Raw genomic sequence first — 17,525 nt, forward strand, 5'->3', positions numbered from 1 at the left:
CACGGGCCAATCTCAGCCTCCAGGTCTCCAACAATCCAGCCACATCAATTTCTTCGCCGGCAGGTCCGGGAAGCACCAGCGAGCGTGGAACAGAATCACACTGCGGGCCGTTCGATTCACACTCGGCGGCCTTGAGCCGCTCCCCATCAGGAGTGTCGGACAATGAAAACAACAATCCTCGTTTCGCTCGTCGCAGCTACGATTTCGTTCGGTGCGATCGCTCAGACGAGCACCACATCTCCCATGCCGGCACCCAAGGCCGACGCCGACAAGAACGCCCCGCTGCCGGGCGCCAACAGCTTCACTGAGGGCCAGGCCAAGAGCCGCCTCGAAGCCAACGGCTATTCCAGTGTTGGCGCGCTGAAGAAGGACGACAACGGCGTCTGGAAGGGTACGGCCACGCATGCCGGCGCGCAGGTCAATGTCTCCGTCGACTATCGCGGCAACATCACCCGCAACTGATCTCGACCCTTAAGCCCAACTCTTGGAGGCAAACATGACCCGCACCCTGACTCGCACCTATGACAACTACGAAACGGCCCGCTCGGTGGTCGAGCAGCTAGAGGCCGCAGGCGTTTCCAGCAACGACATCAGTGTTGTCGGCAGCGCCGGTACGTCGGACGAGACGAATGCCACGGAAGGCGCCGGCATCGGCGCCGGCATCGGCGGCGCTGCCGGCCTCCTTGCCGGCATCGGCATGCTCGCGATCCCCGGCGTCGGTCCGGTCGTCGCGGCCGGCTGGCTTGCATCGACCGCAGCCGGCGCCGTTGCGGGCGCCGCGGCCGGCGGCCTCGTCGGCTCCTTCGTGAAGGAAGGTCACGACAAGAACGAAGCGGATTACTATGCCGAGACGGTTCGCCGCGGCGGTTCCGTCGTTTCGGTCCGCACCGAGCCCGAGCGTGAAGCCGCGGTTCAGGCCATTCTCGACGGAGCCACGCCGATCGATCGAACGACGCGGGAAGCTGAGTATCGCGCCAGCGGCTGGGAGCGGTTCGACGAGACCGCGGGCCCCTATCGCCCGCCTGTCGTGTGATCGCTCCAACACAGAACGCCGTGATGGAGGCCCCGCCAGCTTGGCTGGCGGGGCCATTGTCTTGAGCAGGACGGAGTTGTGGGAGCAACTTCTAGGCTGAGCTCCATGCCTTCTCATCGCTTCAGAACCCGGTCGATCTTGCCTGCGCCCAGGTCCGCACGCGATGCGGCACGGCGTCAGGTCAAATCGCTGATCGATGACGGAGAACGCGAACCGGGACGTACGCGGCTTGCCTACATTCTGGCGTCTTTTGTGATGCTGGCGCTGAACGAGAATGATCTGGTCGACCACACGCTGCGACAATATCGGGCGCGCGATTAAACCGATCTGCGGGGAACTACGGCGTCCAGCACGCGTTCAGCCGCGAGTATCGCCACCACCTCTGGACCAAGCATGAACTCGCACTCACTCGCGGCCAATGACGCCCCGAACGACCTGTTTCGTCCCCTGCAAGCCATCGATTTCCTAAACCCCCCGATTCTACTGGCGGGGGTCGTCGACAATCTGATGTATGCGTTTTTCCGGGATAGGCTCATGACGGCGCCCCGCGAGGGAAGCGTCGTCATCGAGCTGAGCACACTTGGGGGTGATCCTGAGGTCGCGCGCATGATGGGAGAGGATATTCGCTTCCATAGCGAGCAGGAGCCGGCACGGCGGTTCGTCTTTCTGGGCAAGACCGCGATCTACTCCGCCGGCGCCACCTTCATGAGCTTCTTTGCCCGCCCGAACCGCTATCTCACGCGCGGCACGCGGCTGATGGTGCATGAGCGCAAAATCCAGGCGAACATCATTCTGGATGGTCCGTTGACGATGTGCATCGCCAATCTCAAGGCGAAGCTGAACGAGATCGAACACTCCATTCAGATTCAAAACGAGGGGTTTCAGAACCTCATCGCTGGATCGTCGGTGACGATGGAGCAGGTTCTCAAACTCGCACCAGAGAACTGGTATATCGAAGCCAATGAGGCCAAAAATCTGGGCCTCATCGAAGGTGTGATCTAATCTGCGTTCGCTTCGAAGCGGGCTCGTAGCTTACGAGTGGCGGCAGAAGGTCGGCGCCGACCCGAAGGGCTGCGGCCAATAAGCTCGCTGGGACGATGGCGTCGCTGTCCAAGCACCATCTCACATAAGTCACTGATCGATTGGCTGCGCTGGCGAGGTGGGCTTCCACGTCCTCGGGGGACATGAAACTGCACAATGCCATGCTCATCTGCCGCCCGGTGGGAGGGCGAGAGCGCCATTGCCGGACCAACACGCCATGATCGGGTACTGAGTGAAACATTGGAACCCTCCCGATGCGACGGACACAACGAACAACGCGTGCGCTGAAGGAAGGTTCAGCTGCGATATATCCGCGGGCTCAGCGGGATTGGGCGTTCAGAATCTCGTGTTCTATGAGCTTGCTATCGCCGATGTGTAGCCTGGCAGGATGTTGAACGAACTGCCCGTGGCTAATGCTCACTGACGTGCTGGCCTCACAGCTCAATCGGCGTCAGTGAAGAGATCAATGCCGAGGGCGCGCCGTTCCTCAAGCTCGCCTGTGAACTGGGTTTGGAAGGCATCATCGCGAACGACGATCCGCTCCGTATCGATTGGGACGCAATGGTGACTGGCTAAAGGCGAGACGCGTGCAGTCCGACAGCTTCGCCATAAGCGGCTACGAACCCTCGTTGCGGCACTCTGCGCGATCGGGCGCATCTTAGTCGCCGAACGGCAAAACAAATATGTAGCTTACGCCGGCGGAGTGAGCATCGGCTTCACCCACTTCAGCGCCTTGGTGCTTGTAGATCCGTCGGGCTCTTGGGAGCATTTCGCGGATCGACCTGGCCGGATTGTAGTTCGCGCTGCGTTTGCAGGTGGTTCAGATTGAAGCCGATGAATATCGCTACGATGATGAATGCGATAATCGCCACGACGCGGATGCCGACTTTCTTGGCGACATTCGGCGGGTGTGAATTCTCGATCGGCATCGCCTCACTCCGATCCGGTGCCGCTCGGGACATCGTCTTTGGTTTTCGGCTCACTGCGGCCGGAGGCGGCCGTGACGGCCAGCGACCGCTCGTACCGTTCCACCGCTGCGTTGATCGCGTTCAATTGACGCTCCTCGTCGCCGCCCTTCGCAGAGCCCGCGAGGTGGATCGCTCGGTCAAGAGCCTCGTTCAGTTGATCTTCGTTGCGGATCACAATGCGTGCCATGCAGGCTCAACCGCGGTTCGATCCGATCGTTCCTTTGTGCGCAAAAAGCCGCTTGATACTGAGCGCTGAGGTGTGATGGCCACTAAACAAAAAAAGCGATGCAAGCCTTGGAACCAGATCGCCTTGAGCAAGTATCGATGTTCTGAGACGCGGCAGAGGATCGCGGCTTTCGACATTGCCGGGGGGCATAGAGTTGCCGTTAGACGAGGCTCTAAAAAGGCTGCGATTGCGGGAGGAAGAACTTGCCCGCGTCCAGCGCATTGGCCAGATCGGTGGCCTCGAAGTCGACCTCCGTGAAGGCGCCTTTCGGAACAAGCGCTCTCCCGAGTATCTCGCAGTCCACGGACTCCCCCCGGAGTCAGAGAACGAAACCCACGAGGCGTGGGTTGCTCGCATCCACCCGGAAGACCGAGACCGGGTCGTCAGCCATTTCCATCGGAGCGTGTTTGGCACCGATGTCGAGTATGAGGCCGAGTATCGCATCGTTCGCCCGTCGGACGGCGCTGTGCGCTGGATCCTAGCCAAAGCTGAAATCCAGCGGGATGAGTTGGGCAAGCCGGTCAAGCTCATCGGGGCGCATATCGATATCACCGCCAGAAGAACTGCCGAAGAGCAGCGGGAACTCATCGCTCGCGAGTTGCAGCACCGCATCGGCAATATCTTTGCCGTTGTCGGCAGCCTCATTTCAATGGCCGCTCGGACAGAGCCTGCTTCTGCTGAGTTCGCAGAAGGCATCGTTGAACGAATTGCATCGCTGAACAGGGCGCACGGCATCGTCTTGAAAAGCAGTGATCGAGCGCCCGACACCCTTCTGGAACTCATCGGGCGACTGATTGCACCCTACAACGCGGGCGCAACCCCTTTGATCACGATGAATGGGGACGGGGTGGGGGTTGGCCAGTCCGCTTCTACGGCAATCGCACTGGTGCTTCACGAACTGGCGACGAACGCTGTGAAGCACGGCTCCCTCTCTGTTCCCGGAGGAACGGTGGAGATCAAAGTCCAGGCATCGGGTGAAGATGTCCGTTTGCGCTGGGGAGAGTTCGGCGGTCCCATGGTCGACGGCGAGCCTCAAAGGCGAGGCTTTGGCAGCCTTCTTGTCGATCGAGCGGTCAAATCACAGTTGGGCGCACGCATGCACTTCGCCTGGCTTCCCTCCGGCTTGGTCGTCGAGATCGAGATGACCAAATCAAGGCTCAAGGCCTAAAGGCCGGAACAAACATGAGCTGCATGGCTTGCTCTTCAAAGGAGTCAACCATGCCAAAGCAACGTGAAAATCCGGCGATTTTGGAAGACGAGCGTGAGCCCGCCACGCCAGGGGAAAGCCCTCTAGCCGCCGACCCTATCCAGACCGGGCGCCGAGTAAGCGAGAGGACAAACGTCCATGATGAAGGGAGTGACGCGAATAACACTCCAGATGGCCTGACGGAGTCGGAAGAGGCGGTGCGGCAGGCAGCGGAGGATGTGCCACTGGGGCAGAGGCCCGAGGGCTCTACGGAGTCGATACCAGTGTTCGACAGAGCGGGCCTTCCACCGAAAGTCTGACGTCTGATGCGTCGCGGCGATCAGCAGTTTGATCAATCACATGGAGTAGCGTCTCGTGACGATCGAGAACGAGGACCAGTATCAGCGAGCTATCGCACGATTGAAGTCGCTGGCCGACCTGCCCGACGAAGAGCGCGACGAAGGCGCTTTCCTCGATCTCTCGGCCGCCATGGTGGCGTACGAAGCGAGCCTTATGACGCCTGCCGAACAATAAGGAGGTACGGGTGTTCTCCTTCCTCACGCCAGCCCAAGCAGGCGACATAGATCCCAAACGGGCAATCGTTCGATGCGTCGATGACTATGAACGAGCGACGCAGCGAGTCCTTGAGCTCGGGAACCCGGAAGCAGGCACGCCAGAGGAGATGGAGCTGATCGGCCTTATCGAGGCGATCGAGAAGTGGGAAGCGCGCCACGAGGACGCGGAGGGTTGGGAGTAGATTCTCCGGACTAAGCTGAACTACCGACTGGTAGCCGCGCCATGCTTCTTTCGAATGTTTGCGCGAAGACGAGGACGCTTCGCCAGCATTGAGCCCCCGAAAGGGCAAGCGCTTTTAGCCGGTGGGGTGAATGGTGGGGTTGTCGCGGACCAACCAAAATCTTTCAGGGCGATCAGCTTCTCGCTTTCTTGGGCTTCCACAGCGTGTTTCCTTCAACTGCGTTGATCGCTGTGAGAACGGAAACATGCTGGGCGCCTTGGATGGGAAATCGAGCGAAAATCGGCAGGGTTACACGGCGGTTGCAGTTTGAGCGGTTCGCGGGTCTTCGAGATCGGCGAAAGCCTACGAGTTTGGCTCACCCGTTCAATTTGAGCCTAGGCGCAGCAGTGCCGTCGGAGACGCCAACATTGAACGCGCTCAAGATATTGGAACTGAAGGATAAATCGCTTGCCAAGGTTGGGGTCGAGGGTTCGAATCCCTTCGCCCGCTCCAGACAATCTCAGGACTTGAGAAGCATGTAAGCGTCGGATTTTCCGGCGCTTTTTGCTTTTGGGCGCGGATGATCCGACGCCCTTTTCGAGATGCCTCGAAAGCCTCTGGTTATCTGCTGGTTTCGAGTTTGCTCTGGCCGTGGGTCACAGGCACCCTCTCATCGAAGGAACTCTCCCGATCCCACCGCTAGCAATGTGAATGCGGGCGATCGTGGGCTCGCAGCGGCGGTCCTACTCGACCAGTCCACATGTTGAGCAAGAGCGCTCGACCGGCCTCCTGCCTGCGCTGCGCCCTGGTGTCCCCAAGTCGCGGGCGCGTTTGATTATCGGGGAGGCTTTCGAAACCTAGTGCTGCGCGGCCAAGGCCGCAGCGACCGCCCGGCCGGCTACGGCATGGCCATAGGCGTTCCAGTGGGCGTCCGAGGCGAAGGCGAAGGGCTTGCGCTTGGCCGCCCACTCAGCCGCGAAGACCGGATGCAGGTCGAGGAAAGGCACGCCATGTCTCGCGGCGGCCGCAGCGGCGATGGCATTCAGCCTGAGGGCCGGGCTATCGCCGCGGCCGGCCTCGATCGCGGCGCGGTCGCCGTCCATCACCAGTTGCAGGCGGGCGCCGGCCGCTTGTGCCAGCGCCTTGAGGCGGCCAACGACGTGGTCGGTCGCCGCCTTTACATCAGCCTCCCGAACCAGCACCGCGCCGATCTCGACATTGGCCGCGTAGTTGCCTTCCGCAGCGCGGGCCGGGCCGAGGATGGCGTCGACGATCGCCTGCGGACGCACCTGCCAGCGATAGAGGAAGAAGCTGCTCGTCGCCGTCCGTCTGAGGAACTCGACTGACCCCGGACGCCAGGGCGTCGGCGGCAGTTCGCCGATGACTTTGCCGTTCTGGACGTCGAGCTTGCGGAAGCTCGACGTATAGCGGCCCGGCCTGAAGACGAAGCTCTCGTCGAAATCATTGTGGACCAACATGACCACGATCGTATCCGGCTGCGCCTGCCCGACTTCCTGCTGGATCATCTGGACATATTGGCTCATCGGCGCTCCGGCGATGCCGTAGCGGTAGGCTTCGGCCGGGCCGGTGGAGCCAAGCGCCTCCGCCGTGACCTCGGCGAAGCTGCGGTCGAAGGGGACCTGCAGCGCCTCGACGAAGCTGTCGCCGACGAAGGCGATGCGCCGCACGCCCGGCCGGCGCTCGCGTGGATAGGTCGGCAGCGGCGAATTCCAGCCCTCTCCATTGATCGAGAATGGCGCATCGACGTCGTCGCGCACCCGCCAATGCCCGCTCTGGCCGGGAGCGTAGCGCACCAGCTCATTGATGAACGCGTTGCGTGGCACGTCCGAGCCCGGCAGCACGAAGCGAAAGACCACGAATTCGCAGACAGCGAGGAATATGACGACGCTTCCCGCCATCACCGCGAGATTGACGAGCAGACCGCGCAGGCGTGAGCGGGGACGAGCGGCCATCGACGTCAATCCAGCTCGAAGCGCGAGGTGTAGTCGAGCGCCAGCGCCGGGTCCTGCTTTTCCTTGCGCAGGACGCAGGTGCCGACCACCAGCATCTCGATATCCGAGCCCATGAAGCAGCGGAAGGCATCCTCCGGCGTGCAGACGATCGGCTCGCCGCGGACGTTGAAGCTGGTATTGACCAGAACCGGGCAACCCGTCGCCGCCTTGAAGCCGCTCAGCAGGGCGTGGAAGCGCGGATTGGTCTCGGCATGCACGGTCTGGAGCCGTGCCGAATAGTCGACATGGGTCACGGCCGGAATCTCGGAGCGGGCAACGTTGAGCTTGTCGATGCCGAACAGCGCCTCCTCCGCGGCGGTCATGGCGCGGCGGCGTTCCCGCCGGACCTCCGCGACCATCAGCATGTAGGGCGAGACACCCTCGTGCTCGAACCAGTCGCCGACATCCTCTGCCAGTACGGCCGGCGCGAAGGGGCGGAAGGATTCGCGGAACTTCACACGCAGATTGAGGGTCTTCTGCATGCTCGGGCTGCGCGGGTCGCCGAGGATCGAGCGGCCGCCCAGGGCGCGTGGGCCGAACTCCATCCGGCCCTGGAACCAGCCGACCGCCTTGCCAGCGACGAGCCCTTCGACCGTCTGCGCCTGCATGCCGGCTTCGTCGTGCTCCTCGAAGACGGCGCCGACGGCACGCAGGCGTCCGGCGATCTCCTCCGGCGCGAAGGCCGGCCCCAGATAGGAGCCCGCCATACCATCGAGGCCCGCGGCGACCGTTCGCGGCTGCGCGAATTGTCTGTGATGGGCGGCGAGCGCCGCCCCGAGCGCTCCGCCGGCATCGCCCGAAGCGGGCTGCACCCAGATCTCGGCGAAGCTGCCGTCGCGCAGGATCTTGCCGTTGGCGACGCAGTTCAGCGCGACGCCGCCCGCCAGGCAGAGATTGCGCTCCCCGGTTTCGGCCGCGAGCGAGCGCGTCATGCGCAGGACGATCTCCTCGGTGACGGCCTGGATCGAGGCGGCGATGTCCATGTGGAACGGCGTCAGCTGCGCCTCGCCCGCCCGCGCCGCCTCGCCGAACAGCGCCTCGAATCGGGCATTGGTCATGGTGAACCCGCCCATATAATCGAAATAGCGCTGGTCGAGCCGGAAGCTGCCGTCCGGCTTGAGATCCACAAGATGGTCGAGGATGGTCTGCGCATGCACGGGCCGGCCGTACGGGGCAAGCCCCATCAGCTTGTACTCGCCGGAATTGACCTTGAAGCCGGCATAGTGGGTGAAGGCCGAATAGAGCAGCCCGAGCGAATGCGGGAAGTGCAGCTCCTTGACGATGTCGAGCGCGGCCCCGTTGCCAAGTGCGACCGAGGTCGTCGGCCATTCGCCGACGCCGTCGAGCGTCAGCACCAGGGCTCGCTCGAAAGGGGACGGGTAGAACGCGCTGGCGGCGTGGCTGAGATGGTGCTCGCTGAAGAGGAGTTTCGCCGGATCGAATTCGGCATCGAGCGCCTTCAGCTCGTCGCTCAGGAGGCTCTTCTGGAACAGTTTCTCACGCAGCCAGAGCGGCATCGCCGTGAGAAACTGCCGGAACCCGCGGGGCGCCACCGAGAGATAGGTCTCGAGTAGCCGCTCGAATTTGACGAAGGGCTTCTCGTAGAAGACCACCGCATCGAGCTGCGATAGCTTCAGTCCGGCTTGCGTTAGGCAATAACCGATCGCGTGCACGGGGAAACCCGCGTCATGTTTGATGCGCGTGAAGCGCTCCTCCTGTGCGGCCGCGACCGGCACGCCGTCGATGACCAGCGCAGCTGCTGAGTCGTGATAATATGCGGAAATGCCGAGGATGCGCATCGCGTCCGTCAGAACAGCGTGTAGATGAAGGGAGCGACGGCCGAGCCCTTGGTGAGCACGACGAGCCCACCCATTACCACCATCATCATCACGATCGGGATAAGCCAGTATTTCTTGCGAGCGAGCAGAAACTCGGTGATTTCGCGGAGGAAGGACAAGGGCGCGGCTCCTGCTCTCAATACTGTTTGGTCATTGGGCCGGGCCCGGCGGGATCGCGCGCGATCCAGTAGCTTTGTGCGCCGCGGTCGAAGCTCGTCGGAATCGGACGCTTGCCGAGCAGGCGCATCATCAGCGCGATCGGTGTGAAGACAAGGAAGAACATGGCCCCCATGATCAGGGGTGTCATGATCTTGTGTAGCAGAAGGCCGAAGCGGAACCAGAGTGCGTTCAACGGTTTCAGCAACGCCGGAACCAGCAGCGCCGCGCCAGCGAACGCCGCCGAGGCGCTGCTCCAGCCGAGTACGAAACCAGGGTGGCCGCGCCAGAGTGCGAGCAGCGCGAGGATGGCGAAGAAACCGGCCATGACCAGTCCGAACTGCCGTTCGCTGGACTTGTTGATGGTCTCTTCCGGCCCGCGTCGTTGAAAATCGGACATCGCCTACTCCGCTCGTGACCCTTTGGATTTCGTTCGGCCGGCGCCGCATCGCTGCGGACAGCGGGTGCTCCTTAGAGGATCGGACGAAAAAGTGGAATCCCGCCTCTCCGGACATCCGGGACGGAAGAATGGCCGGATCGCCATTTTGCCTCTGACGGACGCACGCCAGGTGCAGGCTTTTTCAGCATGCCGGGAGGAAGGCTGTCTATGGTTTCGCCACCCGGATGCGGATCTGGCTCGGGCACGGTCGGTTCGGCGCTTGCCGCTTTTCGGGCGGGCCGTTCCCATTTTCGGCAGGCCTCAATCTTCAAACGCAAGAGGGCGCCCCTTGGCGCCCCCTGCATTCACATCCGCAATTCTCGTCCTGCAGGTTCATTCCAGCTCGGCGCCGCGCTTCTCGGGAATGAGGAGCCACATCGCGATCAGGTCGAGGACGTAGAGGGCTGCGAGCAGCGCGATGGCGGTCTGGAAGCCATGCGTCGCGGCGATCGCGCCGACGACGACCGGGCCGAAGCCGCCGACGCCGCGGCCGATATTGAACAGCACGTTCTGGGCGGTGGCGCGCGCCGCCGTCGGGAAGAGCTCGCTGATCAGCGCGCCGTAGCCGCCGAGCATGCCGTTGACGAAGAAGCCCATGACCGCGCCGCCGACCAGCAATTGCATGGGATCGGTCAGGCGCGAATAGACCATGACCATCACGGCAGCGCCGATCATGTAGCCGAAGAAAGCCGGGCGGCGGCCGATCCGGTCAGCGATATGGCCGAAGGCGAAGATGCCGAGCGCCATGCCGGCGATGGTCACCGCGGTCCACAAGGCCGATTGGGTGAGCTGGAAGCCGAACCGCGTGGCGAGGTAGTTCGGCAGCCAGATCATCACGCCGTAATAGCCGAAGTTCTGGACCGAGCAGAGGATCACCATGCCGAGGCTGAGCTTCGTGGTCTCGCGGTCCTTGACCAGCAGGCGCAGCGCCGATTCCTTCGGCCGGTCCTTGGAGCGGGCGACGAAGACGTCGGGCTCGTGCAGGGAGTGGCGGATGAAATAGGCGACGACCGCCGGCAGGATGCCGATGGCGAACATGCCGCGCCAGCCGATCGAGGGCAGCAGAAGCGGGGTTGCGAGCGCCGCTGCCAGCACGCCGACCTGCCAGCCTAGACCGACATAGGAGGAGGCGCGCGCCCGCTTCGAGGCCGGCCAGGCTTCGGCGACCAGCGCCATGCCGATGCCGAACTCGCCGCCGAGGCCAAGGCCCGCGATGGTGCGGTAGAACAGCAGGTCCCAGTAGCCCTGGGCGAGCGCGCACATGCCGGTGAAGACGGCGAAGAGGACGATCGTCCAGGTCAGGACGCGGACCCGGCCGAGGCGGTCGGAGAGCATGCCGAAGCCGATACCGCCGAGCACCGCGCCGACCAGGGTCGCGGTGACCAGCGAGGCGGCCTGCGCCTGGCTGAGCTGGAGATCGGCCGAGATCGCACGCAGCATGAAGCCGAGGATCAAGAGGTCGAACCCGTCCATGGCGTAGCCGATCGCGGCGCCCCACAGGGCCTTGCGCGCCTTGCTGTCCACCTCAGTCGGTGCCGATGGCGCGGCAGCCATTCGCAGTTCACTCATGATTCAAGCCCCATGCTGCTGCTCCGGCCAAGCGCGGAGCGACGATGCCGGCACGGCACCGCCCAAATTCGAATGATTTTGCCATCTCATGCGATCTGAGCCGGCGCAATGATCCCTCGCGGGCCAGCTTGTGGATGCCGTGGGAAACGCTGCAATGGTCGTTTTTGGGCAACGCAGCCGCCCTGTTGCCCTCTGGCTGGCGCCAGAAGCGGTGTGAGCGGCGGAATTGGCCCGCAGACCGTCGTGAAAATCGCCGCGCGGAGGGATTGACCTGCCGGGCAAGGGCGATCAGAAGGGGCCGTTTGCCAATTCGACCAGTCCCAGCGCCCTTGCCGTCCCCGGCGAGCGGCGTCGCTCAGCCCGGAGAGACCGCGCCCATGTCCAACCTGTTCACCCCCACCGACAGGACCGAGATCGCGCGCGAAGCGGCCAAGATGCTGCTCGAAATCAAGGCCGTGCACTTCTACAGCGACAAGCCCTTCTTCTTCACCTCGGGCTGGGCGAGCCCGGTCTATATCGACTGCCGCAAGATCATCTCCTACCCGCGCCTGCGCTCGACCCTGATCGATTTCGCGGCGACGACGATCGTGCGCGACATCGGCTACGAGTCGCTCGACATCATCGCCGGCGGCGAGACGGCGGGCATTCCCTTCGCCGCCTGGATCTCTGACCGTCTCTCGCTGCCGATGCAGTATGTCCGCAAGAAGCCGAAGGGTTTTGGCCGCAACGCCCAGATCGAGGGCTCGGTCGTCGAGGGCGCGCGCACGCTGCTGGTCGAGGACCTCGCCACCGACGGGCGCAGCAAGGTCAATTTCGCCGAGGCGCTGCGCACGGCCGGCGCCGATGTGCAGCACTGCTTCGTGCTGTTCTACTACGACATCTTCCCGAAGAGCCGCGAGCTGATGAACGAGATCGGCATCAACCTGCACTATCTCACGACGTGGTGGGACGTGCTCGCCGTTGCCAAGGACAGCGGCCATTTCGAGCCGAAGATCCTGGCCGAGGTGGAGAGCTTCCTCAACGACCCCGCGACCTGGTCGGCCAAGCATGGCGGTATCTCGGCCTTCGGCGAGGAAAAGAAGCCGGCCTGAGGGTTAGCTTCGCGCCTGGGTGTCTTCCCGTGCGCGCTGCGGCACGCGAGTGCTGCTGCGCAGACACGGGATCGCACGACGAGGAGGTTCTCTTCAAGCGGAAGGGCGCCTTCCTGCATGTGAAGTCGCCCTTATCGGAAAACGGTCCCGTGTCTGCGCAGCGGCATTAACATGCCGCTGCGCAGACACGGAATGACGCCCTTCAAATAGTGCCCTTCGCCGCTGCGCTGCGCGCCTCGAGCGCCTTGCCGACGCGGCGCATCGCCTCGCCCGCGGCATTGCATTCCTCGTCGGTGAGGACCTGCATCATCGCCTCGATCTCGGCGACATGGATCGCCATCGCCTTTCGGGTGATCGCCTCGCCGGCGGGCGTCAGCCAGAGGCGGCGCAGGCGCCGGTCAGCCTCGTCGTTGCGGCGTTCGATCAGGCCGCGCTTCTCCAGCACAGGCAGCAACATGCTCATGGCGCTGCGGCCGACCAGAAGCTTCTCGGCCAAGGCCTGCTGCGAGAGGCCGGGAACGTGGAAGATGTTGGCGAGCACGTCGTAATGCGCGAGCTGGATCCCGAGTGGCGCCAACGACTCGGTGAGCACCTTCTCCCACATGTTATGGGCGCGGGCGATGGAGACCCAGTTGCGGAAGCGCGGCAGGTCCCAGGGCAGGGTCTGCGTCTCGGAAAGCTCTTGCTTTTTGTTCATGGCTGAACATAATAGTTCAGCGTTGAACAAAATCGGATATTCGCCATGAGCGCTTCCGCCCTCCGTTACATGCGCCCGCTGGTCCGCGCGGCGAGCCTTATAGCTCCACGCACGGCCGGCCGCCTCGCCTTCCGCCTCTTCTGTACCCCGCCGAGGCCGGCAAAGCGAAACGGAAACGGCGGCACGGGGGGGCAGGTGTTGCCGGCGCGATTGCGGCAAGCGAGTCCGCGCGCGATTCCCTTCCCCTGCGGGAGCGTGCAGGCCTATGTCTTCGAGCCCGAGGATCATGCGCCGACCCGGACGGTGCTGCTGGTCCATGGCTGGACCGGCGATGCGGCGTCGATGACAGATTTCGTCGAGCCGCTGCTGGCGGTGGGCTTTCGGGTCGTCGCCTTCGACCTGCCCGGTCATGGCGCCTCGACCGGGCGCGAGCTCAATATTCCGCTCGGCGTCGCGAGCCTTGCCGCGGTGTCGCGGGTGTTCGGGCCGTTCCACGCGATCGTCACACATTCCTTCGGCGGGGCGATCACGCTTGCGGCGCTGGCGGGCTCGGTCAGAGGGCAGCCTGTGGTCAGCGCTGACAGGCTGGTATTGATCGCCGCGCCGTCATCGGTCACCCGGATCACCCGGCAGTTCGGCGATGCCCTTGGCCTCGGCCGGCGCGGGCAGGCGGCGCTGGAGCGGCGCATCCATGTCGTCGCGGGCAATCCGGTCGAGGCTTTCGAGGGGCCGCTTCAGCTCAAGGCGATCGGTTTGCCGACGCTGGTGATCCATGACCGGCAGGATCGCGAACTCGGCTTCCAGCATGCCGAAGCGCTGGCCGAGAGCGGCCCGTTCGTCAGGTTGGAGGTGACGGAGGGGCTCGGCCACCGCCGCATCCTGAAGGCGCGGCCGGTGGCCGAGAGCGTGGCCCGCTTCGTGGTCGGCGCGGGCTAGCTTAGAGCCAGCCCATCAATTCGCGCTGGACGACCTCGGCGATGACGTCGATGCCTTCGCGGGAATCGTTCAGGCAGGGCAGATAGGCGAATTTCTCGCCGCCATTGTGCAGGAAGATCTCGCGGTTCTCGCCGTCGAGCTCTTCCAGCGTCTCCAGGCAGTCGGCCGAGAAGCCGGGCGCGACGATGGCCATGGATTTCTTGCCGGCTTGCGCCAGCGCCTTCACCGTCTCGTCGGTATAGGGCTGGAGCCATTCGTCCGGGCCGAAGCGCGACTGGAAGGTCAGCGGGAACTGCTCCTCGGAGAGGCCGAGCTCGGCGCGCAGCAGGCGCCAGGTCTTCACGCACTGGCAATAATAGGGGTCGCCCTTCAGCAGGTATTCCTTCGGCATGCCGTGGAAGGAGCAGAGGATGACCTCGGGCGCGAAATCGAGCTTCGCCAGCGAGGCGCGCATCGAGCGGGCGAGCGCGCCGATATAGACGGGGTCGTCGTGATAAGGCGGCGCGACGCGCACCGAAGGCTGCCAGCGCATCTGCATCAGCGCGCGAAAGGCCTGGTCGCAGGCGGTGGCCGAGGTCGGCGCGGCATATTGCGGATAGAGCGGCAGCAGCAGGATGCGGTCGCAACCCTGGTCGAGCAGCGCCTTCAAGCGGCTTTGCACATCGGGAAAGCCGTAGCGCATCGCCCAGTCGAAGACGACGCGGTCGCCGGCCAGCGGCTTCAGGCGCTCCGTGAGCTGCTCGGTCTGCGAGCGGGTGATGGTCTTGAGCGGGCCCTCGTCGCGCTCGTTGTTCCAGATCGAGGCGTAGTCCTTGCCTTTTCGGCCCGGCCGGGTCGACAGGATGATCAGGTTGAGGATCGGCCACCATTTCCAGCGGGGCTCCTCGATGACGCGGCGGTCCGAGAGGAACTCCTTGAGATAGGCGCGCATCGGCCAGTAGCCGGTGCCCTCGGGCGTGCCGAGATTCATCAGGAGCACGCCGATGCGCCCGTAGCGCACCTTGGGATGATCCGGCGGCAGGGAAGCGGCTTCGCGGCTTGGCGCGGCGGCGATGTCAGCAGTCATGAGCGCATGCTCTCCCTAGATCGTCGCGCGCCCTGGCGGGTGCGCGGTGGCGATCTATCTCTTTCGTGAGCATCGGATTTCTCCGAAAAGTGCAATCCACTTTTCGGTCCGATGCTCTGCCCTCGTGATTTAGACGAGTTCGCGCTTTCGTCCAGCCTCGAAACCCTCCGAAAGTCGAGGTGCGACACTGCCGCCTCCGGCTTCTTCCGGTGCAGCTGCCTCTGGCCAGCTTGGCCACAGTCTTGCTAGTCTGGAGCCGTTCTCAAGACATAAGGGCGCCCCGATGACGAAGCTCACCCGCCGCAAGGCTCTCGGCGTCCTGGCGGCGCCTGCCACGCTCGCAGCGACCGCCCCCGTGGCGATGGCGCAGCAGCCGGCACCGAGCTTCACGCTGCTGCTGCTCAACGACATCTACAAGATGAGCGACGACAAGGGCCGTGGCGGCTTCGCCCGCGCTTCCGGCATCGCCAAGGCCGAACGGGCCAAGGGCGTGCCGGTGTTGTTCTGCCATGCCGGCGATTGCTACTCGCCCTCGCTGATGTCGGGCTTCGACCAGGGCGCGCATATCGTCGCGATGCAGAACAAGATGGGCATCGACGTCTTCGTGCCCGGCAATCACGAGTTCGATTTCGGCAAGGACAACTATCTCAAGCTGACGGCGGCGCAGAATTACCCGACATTCGCCGCGAACCTGCGCGATGCCGTCGGCAACACGCTGCCGCAGCACAAGGATTCGCAGGTCTTCGAGCTCGGCGGCATCAAGGTCGGCGTCATCGGCACGACCTATGATCCGACGCCGCAGCTTTCCAATCCCGGCGACCTGAAATTCTCCTCGACGATGGAGGCGCTGCGCCGCGAGGCCAAGGCGCTGAAGGGGCAGGGCGCCGACATCCTCGTCGCCGTGGTCCATGCCGACCGCGCCATGGATTACGAGATCGTACGCTCGCGCGTGGTCGATATCGTGCTCACCGGCCATGATCACGACCTCGCCATCGCCTATGATGGCAAGGTGGTGATGGTCGAGTCGAACGAGGAGGGCAATTACGTCACCGCCATCGACATCGCCGTCAGCGTCCGGGGCGAGGGCGCGGCGCGGCAGGTCTCGTGGACGCCGACTTTCCGCGTCAACGATTCCCGCTCGGCGACGCCCGATCCGGATGTCGCCGCCATCGTGAAGGGCTATGAGGCAGAGCTTTCGAAAGAGCTCGACATCGATATCGCGACGCTCGCCGCGCCGCTCGATTCCCGCACCGGTGTCATCCGCACGCAGGAAACCGCGATCGGCAACCTGATCGCCGACGCGATCCGCTCCGCGACCGGCGCCCAGCTCGCTATCACCAATGCCGGCGGCATTCGCGCCAACAAGCAATATGCCGCCGGGCATAAGCTGACCCGGCGCGACGTGCTGAGCGAATTGCCCTTCGGCAATGCCACCGTGATGGTGGAGATCACCGGCAAGGACGTGAAGGATGCGATCGAGAACGGGTTGCGCGACGCGCCGCAGGGTGCCGGCCGCTTCCCCGTCGTCTCCGGGCTCAAGTTCGAGGCCGATCTGAAGCAGCCGCAGGGTTCGCGCGTCACGGCGGTCACGGTCGACGGCAAGCAGATCGATCCCGCGGCCAAGTACACCGTCGCGTCCAACAACTTCATGCTGGAAGGCGGCGACGGCTATACGGCACTCGGCCGTGGCAAGACGCTGCTCGGCCTGACCGACGGCAAGCTGATGGCGAACGAGGTGATGGTCTATGTTCGCAAGCTCGGCACGGTCGATGCCAAGGTCGAGGGTCGGGCGGTCTTGAAGTGAATTGCAGCGAGGCGCTCGCGGCCTTTCTGGCGAGCGCGGCTTCGGAGGGCTGGCGGGATTTGCCGGTCTTCGCTGCCGATGGGGTTGCCGGGCGCGCTTGCGCCGCCGTCGATGCCGAGCGGGCGGCCGGCGAGGTGGTGGCGCCGGCTCCCGAGCGCGTCTTCGCCGCGCTGGCGCTGACGCCGCTCGATACGGTCAGGGCGGTCATCCTTGGGCAGGACCCCTATCCGACGCCGGGCCATGCCAACGGGCTCGCCTTTTCCTATGTCGGGCCGCCGCCGCTGCCGCGCTCGCTGGTGAATATCTACAAGGAGCGGGTAGCCGATCTGGATGAGCCGGCTCCTGCCGATGGCGACCTGACGCGTTGGGCGAAGCAGGGCGTTCTCCTGCTCAACACGGCGCTGACGGTGCGGGAAGGGGCGAGCAAGGCCGGTTCGCACCTGTCGCTCGGCTGGGGCGCAGTGACGGATGCGGTAATCGCGGCGGTCTCGCGCGAGCGGCCGCATGTCGCCTTCCTGCTCTGGGGCAATCCGGCGCAGGCGAAGCGCCCCCTGATCGACGAGAGCCGGCATCTGGTCTTCGCCAGCGCCCATCCCTCACCCCTGTCGGCACGGCGCGGTTTCTTCGGCTCGAAGCCGTTCAGCCGGGCCAATGCCTGGCTGGAGGAGGAGGGGGAGAGGCCAATTGCGTGGTGAAGCGCACTAGCGTCATGCTCGGGCTTGACCCG

20 protein-coding genes are annotated in these 17,525 nt (G+C 64.1%); 11 read left to right on the forward strand and 9 right to left on the reverse strand.

Annotation, left to right across the window (positions count from 1 at the left end):
* The first annotated feature begins 162 nt into the window (after positions 1–162).
* The 4 genes from AC07NY_RS00660 (at position 163) to AC07NY_RS00675 (ending at position 2,035) form a co-directional block, all read left to right on the forward strand.
* The gene (locus AC07NY_RS00660; RefSeq protein WP_257735723.1) at positions 163–462 is read left to right on the forward strand and encodes a PepSY domain-containing protein; all 300 of its coding nucleotides are present in this window, start codon (positions 163–165) and stop codon (positions 460–462) included.
* 34 nt (positions 463–496) lie between these two features.
* A complete protein-coding gene (locus AC07NY_RS00665) occupies positions 497–1,033 on the forward strand; it encodes a hypothetical protein (RefSeq protein WP_494581006.1) in 537 nt (178 codons plus the stop codon).
* 105 nt (positions 1,034–1,138) lie between these two features.
* Positions 1,139–1,354 carry a hypothetical protein gene (locus tag AC07NY_RS00670; protein ID WP_494581008.1) on the forward strand — a complete coding sequence of 72 codons (216 nt, stop codon included), beginning with the start codon at positions 1,139–1,141 and terminating at the stop codon, positions 1,352–1,354.
* A 72-nt stretch (positions 1,355–1,426) separates the two neighbouring features.
* Positions 1,427–2,035 carry a peptidase S14 gene (locus tag AC07NY_RS00675; protein WP_494581010.1) on the forward strand — a complete coding sequence of 203 codons (609 nt, stop codon included), beginning with the start codon at positions 1,427–1,429 and terminating at the stop codon, positions 2,033–2,035.
* A 764-nt stretch (positions 2,036–2,799) separates the two neighbouring features.
* Here AC07NY_RS00675 and AC07NY_RS00680 read toward each other — a convergent pair.
* Both AC07NY_RS00680 and AC07NY_RS00685 read right to left on the reverse strand, forming a co-directional pair.
* Positions 2,800–3,003: a hypothetical protein gene (locus AC07NY_RS00680; RefSeq protein WP_494581012.1), complete on the reverse strand. Its 204-nt coding sequence runs from the start codon at positions 3,001–3,003 to the stop codon at positions 2,800–2,802.
* Between the two features lie 4 nt (positions 3,004–3,007).
* Positions 3,008–3,229, reverse strand: a complete 222-nt coding sequence (locus AC07NY_RS00685) for a hypothetical protein (RefSeq protein WP_494581013.1) — start codon at positions 3,227–3,229, stop codon at positions 3,008–3,010.
* A gap of 226 nt (positions 3,230–3,455) precedes the next feature.
* Between AC07NY_RS00685 and AC07NY_RS00690 the strand changes: the two genes are divergently transcribed.
* The 3 genes from AC07NY_RS00690 (at position 3,456) to AC07NY_RS00700 (ending at position 5,211) form a co-directional block, all read left to right on the forward strand.
* Complete coding sequence (locus AC07NY_RS00690; RefSeq protein WP_494581015.1) at positions 3,456–4,436, forward strand: PAS domain-containing protein; 981 nt, start codon at positions 3,456–3,458, stop codon at positions 4,434–4,436.
* A gap of 393 nt (positions 4,437–4,829) precedes the next feature.
* Complete coding sequence (locus tag AC07NY_RS00695; RefSeq protein WP_494581017.1) at positions 4,830–4,988, forward strand: hypothetical protein; 159 nt, start codon at positions 4,830–4,832, stop codon at positions 4,986–4,988.
* Between the two features lie 10 nt (positions 4,989–4,998).
* On the forward strand, positions 4,999–5,211 hold the full coding sequence (locus AC07NY_RS00700) for a hypothetical protein (protein ID WP_494581019.1): 213 nt from the start codon (positions 4,999–5,001) through the stop codon (positions 5,209–5,211).
* Between the two features lie 836 nt (positions 5,212–6,047).
* On the opposite strand, the gene AC07NY_RS00705 is transcribed toward AC07NY_RS00700, so the two are convergent.
* The 5 genes from AC07NY_RS00705 to AC07NY_RS00725 all read right to left on the reverse strand — a co-directional run bounded on the left by AC07NY_RS00705 (position 6,048) and on the right by AC07NY_RS00725 (position 11,204).
* A complete protein-coding gene (locus AC07NY_RS00705; RefSeq protein WP_494581021.1) occupies positions 6,048–7,163 on the reverse strand; it encodes an SGNH/GDSL hydrolase family protein in 1,116 nt (371 codons plus the stop codon).
* 5 nt (positions 7,164–7,168) lie between these two features.
* A complete protein-coding gene (locus tag AC07NY_RS00710; RefSeq protein WP_494581023.1) occupies positions 7,169–9,001 on the reverse strand; it encodes a carbamoyltransferase family protein in 1,833 nt (610 codons plus the stop codon).
* An 8-nt stretch (positions 9,002–9,009) separates the two neighbouring features.
* A complete protein-coding gene (locus tag AC07NY_RS00715; protein ID WP_492285912.1) occupies positions 9,010–9,159 on the reverse strand; it encodes a DUF5989 family protein in 150 nt (49 codons plus the stop codon).
* Between the two features lie 17 nt (positions 9,160–9,176).
* On the reverse strand, positions 9,177–9,596 hold the full coding sequence (locus tag AC07NY_RS00720) for an SxtJ family membrane protein (RefSeq protein ID WP_492285911.1): 420 nt from the start codon (positions 9,594–9,596) through the stop codon (positions 9,177–9,179).
* A gap of 372 nt (positions 9,597–9,968) precedes the next feature.
* Positions 9,969–11,204 carry an MFS transporter gene (locus AC07NY_RS00725; RefSeq protein WP_494581025.1) on the reverse strand — a complete coding sequence of 412 codons (1,236 nt, stop codon included), beginning with the start codon at positions 11,202–11,204 and terminating at the stop codon, positions 9,969–9,971.
* A 377-nt stretch (positions 11,205–11,581) separates the two neighbouring features.
* Here AC07NY_RS00725 and AC07NY_RS00730 point away from each other — a divergent pair, with 377 nt between their 5' ends.
* Positions 11,582–12,295, forward strand: coding sequence for an orotate phosphoribosyltransferase (locus tag AC07NY_RS00730; RefSeq protein ID WP_494581026.1), 714 nt, complete (start codon positions 11,582–11,584; stop codon positions 12,293–12,295).
* A gap of 202 nt (positions 12,296–12,497) precedes the next feature.
* Here AC07NY_RS00730 and AC07NY_RS00735 read toward each other — a convergent pair whose 3' ends face one another.
* Positions 12,498–12,992 (reverse strand): MarR family winged helix-turn-helix transcriptional regulator, encoded by a 495-nt coding sequence (locus AC07NY_RS00735; protein ID WP_492285908.1) that lies wholly within the window; start codon positions 12,990–12,992, stop codon positions 12,498–12,500.
* Positions 12,993–13,247: 255 nt separating this feature from the next.
* On the opposite strand from AC07NY_RS00735, the gene AC07NY_RS00740 reads away from it, so the two are divergent.
* Positions 13,248–13,928 (forward strand): alpha/beta fold hydrolase, encoded by a 681-nt coding sequence (locus tag AC07NY_RS00740; RefSeq protein WP_492285907.1) that lies wholly within the window; start codon positions 13,248–13,250, stop codon positions 13,926–13,928.
* Position 13,929: 1 nt separating this feature from the next.
* On the opposite strand, the gene hemH is transcribed toward AC07NY_RS00740, so the two are convergent.
* Entirely contained in the window at positions 13,930–14,994 is a 1,065-nt protein-coding gene (gene hemH / locus AC07NY_RS00745) for a ferrochelatase (protein WP_494581029.1), read from the reverse strand.
* A 283-nt stretch (positions 14,995–15,277) separates the two neighbouring features.
* On the opposite strand from hemH, the gene AC07NY_RS00750 reads away from it, so the two are divergent.
* Both AC07NY_RS00750 and ung read left to right on the forward strand, forming a co-directional pair.
* Complete coding sequence (locus tag AC07NY_RS00750) at positions 15,278–16,798, forward strand: bifunctional metallophosphatase/5'-nucleotidase (RefSeq protein WP_494581030.1); 1,521 nt, start codon at positions 15,278–15,280, stop codon at positions 16,796–16,798.
* Complete coding sequence (ung, locus tag AC07NY_RS00755) at positions 16,795–17,493, forward strand: uracil-DNA glycosylase (protein ID WP_494581032.1); 699 nt, start codon at positions 16,795–16,797, stop codon at positions 17,491–17,493. Before AC07NY_RS00750 ends, ung begins: the two co-directional genes overlap by 4 nt.
* Positions 17,494–17,525: the final 32 nt, after the last annotated feature.

This window comes from Allobosea sp. GW821-FHT09G06 (assembly GCF_059416005.1).